The organism is Methanobrevibacter sp. (genome assembly GCF_045646045.1).
GTDB lineage: Archaea > Methanobacteriota > Methanobacteria > Methanobacteriales > Methanobacteriaceae > Methanocatella.
The window spans coordinates 1-4272 of record NZ_JAZRJY010000002.1; the positions used below are offsets into that span (position 1 = coordinate 1).

Here is a 4272-nt window from a genome sequence, read left to right on the forward strand (position 1 = left end):
GAATTCAACACCACTGGACTAAAAAGAACACAAACAGAAGCAAAATTACTCGCAATATCACATAATTTAAAACGAATATACAACGAAACAATACAAAAAGAACTCATACACCAAAACAACAAACAAAATACTTAAAAAAAAATATGTAAAAAAAATTATTTTAAAAATAATTTTGAGTCATCCTCTTTTTTAAACAAAGTGTAATTAAACTTAATTAAATGTACAGTTTTGTACTAAAAATCTTTATATATTTAAAAATACTATTAATAGATATATTATTTTAAAAATTATTTCATTTTTGAGGACAAAATATGGAAAATCGTACAGGACTTTTTACCAATATGATTATATGGTTCGGTGTTGCAATTTCAGTTTCTGAAATTCAGGCAGGTATACAAATCGGGTCTGCAGCACCAATCAACTCAATATGGGTTCCATTGATACTCGGACATATAATAGGAGGAATATTGCTTTATTTCGTTGGTCTTATAGGGGCACGTCTTAGAGTCAATGCAATGGAATCGATAAAATCAACTTTTGGTAATTTAGGTTCCAGATTTTTTGCCGCACTGAATGTAATGCAGCTCATTGCATGGGTGGCTGTATTGAATGCACAGGGAACATTGGCTCTAATGGGTTTGAATATACCGATATCCTTTGCTCTTACATCCGTTATTCTTGCTATTCTTGTAGCGATATGGGTTTTTATAGGACTTCAGCGTACTTCAAAAATAACAAGCATAATCATGATAATTTTAACAGTACTGCTTGTAGTATTGTCCTTCAGATTATTGGGAATAGGCGGATATAATTTAATGCCTATCAAAAATTCAGCAACTTTGACATTCTGGAATATCTTTGAAATTTCTATTGCAATGCCAATTTCATGGCTGCCTGTGATTTCTGATTATACAAAAGATGTGAAAAGTCCTAAAAAAGCAACAGCCTTATCAGCATTGGCTTACACTGTTGCAAGTCTTTGGATGTACTTCATAGGTGTTGAAGTTGTATGCATCGGAACTGTCGACATTTCACAGGCAATTCTCATTTCAGGACTTGGTGTACAGGGAGTATTCATTCTTGTTCTTTCAACAGTGACCACAAATTTTCTTGCAACAAATTCCGCAGGAGAATCCGCGAAGGCAATATTCAACAGACTTGATCCTAAAATAGTTGGAGTCATAGTCAGTATATTAAGTGCAATTTTAGCAATTTCAGGAATTATGGATCATTACATTTCTTTTCTTTATCTTATAAGTTCCGTTTTTGCTCCAATGGCTTCTGTACTTGTAGTCTCATTCTATTTCGGAAAAGAAAATAATAAAACTAAAGACTGGTACTGGAACATATTCTCATGGTTTGTTGGTTTTGTCGTTTACCAGATAACAGCAAGCTTTGATTCAATAGTTTTAGGTCCTACTCTTATTGCAGTTATCGTATCGGCAGGACTTGCATATATATGGATTTTAGTTAAAAAAAGAAAAAATTAAAAATTAAGGATAAATATTTAACCGATGTCCTTAATCAAAAATTATTTTTGTGCTATTATGAATCCAATCATATCATGTAAAGGCAATAGAATTTCCAAATCCAAAACTTTAATAAGAGCTTCAACACCAATTCGTCTATTAGGAACATACTGATAAGTAGATTCTGGAATAAAAATTAATCCCCCATTTTTAACCTTATTGATAATTTTCAATAATAACAAGGATATTTCATCATCTTTTTTATTAATAATGCTCTTATTTAAGTTAACAACAACACAATTAAATTCTCCGGATATATCATCAATCCTGTCTGGTGAAATCTGCAACACGTTAATGTCTTCAAAAACATTATCGGTAACAAAAAGAGTAACACCATAAGCAAGGATTTTATTTAAAAGGGATTTAATATCGTCAAATGTTTCATTTTCATCGATTGTTGTTTTTTTACTGGATTCATCACTTAAAACTAAATGAAATGCATTTTTTTCAATACTGCGTATAAATTCAATATCCTTTTGAAGAACATATCCATCAGGATGACTTAAATAAATCGTACCTGCTGCTGTTCGAAGGTCTTGGGTTTTAACGAATAATTTAGGATCATCTAATGGATTAATACTGGTGTAAAAATGACTTTTTAAATGAATATTGACATGATTCATTGAAGAAGACTCGGCAATAATATCTCTTGGAATAATTAATATTTTAATTGCTCCATGTTCATATAATTTATATCCCCTTAACCGTTCAAATTCAAATTTATCTGGATTTAAATATGAATCCAATGTACTGTCAGTTTCATGCTGACCTGAAATTTTATCCAAAAATTCAGCATCAAGATTAGCACCCATCGGACGGCAGTTAACCTCAATCAAAATAGGACCTTTATCATCAATCATATATTCCCCATGAACAGCACCGTATTTAATACCTATGGCATCACAAACTTTATATGCATACTCAACAAGGCTGGCTTCACCAATATTTAAGTCATTAATTGTATGGGCATAGTCATAAATCTGACCACCCTCAGAAGTTTTCTGCTTTTTATATTTCCAGATTGTAGTTATTCTATGAACACCATTATTAGAAACAGTATTCACTATATACTCTTCACCATCAATACGCTCCTGAACAAGATATTTTTTGATTTCATCACCATAATAATTTTCTCCCTTAAATTGTTCAGTTAAAACATCAATCATTTCTTTCCTGTTTAGACAAATGCGTACACCAACAGAAGCAGCACCATAAACAGGCTTAATAACAACTTCATTTAAAGATTCATTATCATAATACTCAATAGCTTCATCAACTGAACGAACAACTTTTCCTCTAATATGGCGAAGGCCATTTTCAGCAAGCTTATCCTGCATTTTATCCTTTAAAGTCATTGCATCAAGATTTTCAATAGGATTGCATAAAAGATTTAAATCATTTGCTAATTTGGTAGCCAATATAACTCCTCTTTCATTAGCAGGTATAACTAATACAGGATCATATTCCCTAACCATTTCGAGAGTCTCTTCATAAGAATCTTTTTCAAAAATCAATTCAAAATCTTCTTTAACTTTTTTTAAAGAAATATCAGTCTCTTCCCGATACTCTTCAGCATATTCTCCATCTCCTAATTTAGTTTGAAGAACAATAGGATAATAGTTTCTATATACAGCATCCTGAATAAAATTAACACCAGTTGATTTGACTTCAACAAAAACAATATTTCTCATAATTTCCCATTCATAAAATATATTAATAATATATATGATTTTAATCAATAATATATGTTTTCTGAAATATTAACAAGCAGAAATCAATGAAAAATGACCCATTCAAACAATTGTTTAACTAATCAAGAAGTATTTCAACAATTTTATTAAATGCTTCTTTCGATTCGGGAACTAAAGGATATAGAGGATATACATGATTCATTTTCTCACCAATTACCAATTCAACATCAATACCATTATCCTTTAATTTTTTATAAAATTTTACAACATCAGAATAGAATATTTCATGAGTTCCTACAAATATTGTAGTTTTTGGAAGTTTGTTTACCTCTCCAAATAATGGACTTACCTTATAGTCTTTCGGATCCAGGTCCCCAGCCCAGATTTCACCCATTTCACGCAAACCGTCTACTCCAAGCATCGGATCGAATTCAACGCTGTCATAATCTCCAGACATTGATACATCCACCCATGGCGATATGAGAATTAGGTTTTTAGGCTCTGAAATATTATTGGCTGACAGATATTCACAAAATGCTGCAGATAAACCTCCTCCTGCAGAGTCTCCCATGATTATAATAGGTTTATCCTTTGTTAACAGATAATTATATAACTTTTCAACAATTCTGTAAGTTTCTTCATAGGTGTGATTTGGAGCAAGAGGATATATTGGAGTAAATACGCATGCATTAACTTTTTTTGCAATTTTATCACAAAATATAATATGAGGCAGTCTAATTTCATTGACGTAGATTCCCCCATGCAGATATATAATCATACAGTCTGTATCATCCTTCTCATTAAAAATTACCATTTGACAATCAAACATATCTTTGCTTTCAACTTTAGTGTGATATATCATTTTTGGTATTTCATATTTTTCGTCTTCTTCAAGAGAACGTTCATTCATATGTTCATCGGCTTTAACTGCATCATCAACATATTCACGATGTTTTTTCTCCAATGTTTTTTCCATAATTTTAGACATTTTTGACATTTGTTCACCGTCGAATATTGATATTATGAATTATATTTATTAAATTATATAAAAT

The 4272-nt window shown here is 31.0% G+C and carries 3 protein-coding genes; 1 reads left to right on the plus strand and 2 read right to left on the minus strand.

All coding sequences use genetic code 11. From position 1 onward, the window contains the following. Positions 1-311: 311 nt before the first annotated feature. A complete protein-coding gene (locus ACKI5C_RS00075) occupies positions 312-1490 on the plus strand; it encodes a cytosine permease (protein ID WP_407430790.1) in 1179 nt (392 codons plus the stop codon). Between the two features lie 41 nt (positions 1491-1531). On the opposite strand, the gene ACKI5C_RS00080 is transcribed toward ACKI5C_RS00075, so the two are convergent. Both ACKI5C_RS00080 and ACKI5C_RS00085 read right to left on the minus strand, forming a co-directional pair. Then, a complete protein-coding gene (locus tag ACKI5C_RS00080) occupies positions 1532-3220 on the minus strand; it encodes an ATP-grasp domain-containing protein (protein ID WP_407430792.1) in 1689 nt (562 codons plus the stop codon). A 118-nt stretch (positions 3221-3338) separates the two neighbouring features. Next, positions 3339-4217 (minus strand): alpha/beta hydrolase, encoded by an 879-nt coding sequence (locus ACKI5C_RS00085; protein ID WP_407430794.1) that lies wholly within the window; start codon positions 4215-4217, stop codon positions 3339-3341. Positions 4218-4272: the final 55 nt, after the last annotated feature.

Excerpts from the sequence above, each read along its gene's own strand:
- ACKI5C_RS00075 (WP_407430790.1), top strand. The coding sequence starts at position 312 with ATGGAAAATCGTACAGGACTTTTTACCAATATGATTATATGGTTCGGT.
- ACKI5C_RS00080 (WP_407430792.1), bottom strand. The coding sequence starts at position 3,220 with ATGAGAAATATTGTTTTTGTTGAAGTCAAATCAACTGGTGTTAATTTT.
- ACKI5C_RS00085 (WP_407430794.1), bottom strand. The coding sequence starts at position 4,217 with ATGTCAAAAATGTCTAAAATTATGGAAAAAACATTGGAGAAAAAACAT.